General features: G+C 74.5%; 1 protein-coding gene and 1 pseudogene. One reads left to right on the top strand and one right to left on the bottom strand.

What is annotated here, in order from left to right; all coding sequences use genetic code 11:
- Positions 1-681, bottom strand: a pseudogene (locus ACWEVO_RS36880) (glycine cleavage system aminomethyltransferase GcvT); the annotation flags it as partial.
- Positions 682-844: 163 nt separating this feature from the next.
- Here ACWEVO_RS36880 and ACWEVO_RS36875 point away from each other — a divergent pair.
- On the top strand, positions 845-1,159 hold a 315-nt coding region (locus ACWEVO_RS36875), incomplete at its 3' end, for a M17 family peptidase N-terminal domain-containing protein (RefSeq protein ID WP_452312005.1).

Below are 1,159 nucleotides of genomic sequence, written 5' to 3'. Positions count from 1 at the left end.
GGCGCCCGCGGCGAAGAGCGCGTCCCACACGGCGAGCGCGTGCTCGGCCGGGGCGACCAGCTCGTACCCCAGCTCGCCGGTGTAGCCGGTGCGGCACACGGTCAGCGCCACGCCGTCGAGGGTGGCGGCCGAGAAGCTCATGTAGTCGTGGTCCGTGGGCAGGCCGAGCGCGCCGAGCAGCTCCGCCGAGCGCGGCCCCTGGACCGCGAGCACCGCGTACCCCTCGTGCTCGTCGGTGACCTCCACCCCGGCCGGCGCGGCGGCACGCAGGCGGCGGACCACCTCGGCGGTGTTCGCCGCGTTCGGGATGAGGAAGACGTGGTCGTCGGCGTGCAGGTAGGCGATGATGTCGTCCACCACGCCGCCGGTGGCGTCGTCGCAGCAGAGCGTGTACTGCGCCTTGCCCGGCCCGATCCGGCCGAGGTCGTTGCTGAGGCAGGCGTTGACGAAGTCCGCGGCGCCCGGCCCGGTGATCCGGGCCTTGCCCAGGTGCGAGACGTCGAAGACGCCCACCCCGGTACGGACCGCCGTGTGCTCCTTGAGCACGCCGCCGCCGGCGTACTCCAGCGGCATCTCCCAACCCCCGAACGGGGCGAACTTGGCGCCGAGCGCGGCGTGCCGCTCGTGCAGGGGGGAACGACGTAGCCGGGTCGCGGCGGCGTCGGAGGTCACCTCGGTCATGGGTGGCAACTTACCGCCACCTCAGCGCCTGGTTAGCATCGGCGGGACCCCGTCCGAGCCCATCGGCGGGACAGCAACGCGTCCGGCGGGTAGGTTGCCGCCGGAGACCTTCATCGCCGGTACGCGACGCCGCGGCCGGCCCGGCCCGCCCGGAGTAGCTTTCGTGACATCGCCCCGCACCACCCTCAGCCTGGTCGACACCGACCCCGCCGAACTCGCCGTCGACGCGATCGTGATCGGCGTGCACAGCCAGACCGCCGAGCAGGAGTCCGGCTCACCCGCCGGCGCCCTGCTGCTGGCCAGCGGCGCGGAGAGCATCGCCGCCGCGTTCGACGGCAAGCTGACCGAGACGTTGGCCCTGCTCGGCGCGACCGGCGGCGCCGGTGAGGTGATCAAGCTGGCCACGCTGGGCACGGTCACCGCGCCCGTGGTCGCCGCCGTCGGCCTCGGTCCCGAGCCGACCGGCGCCGCCCCGGCC

It is taken from the genome of Micromonospora sp. NPDC003776, from assembly GCF_053605645.1.
This window is presented reverse-complemented; position numbering and strand designations above follow the sequence as displayed.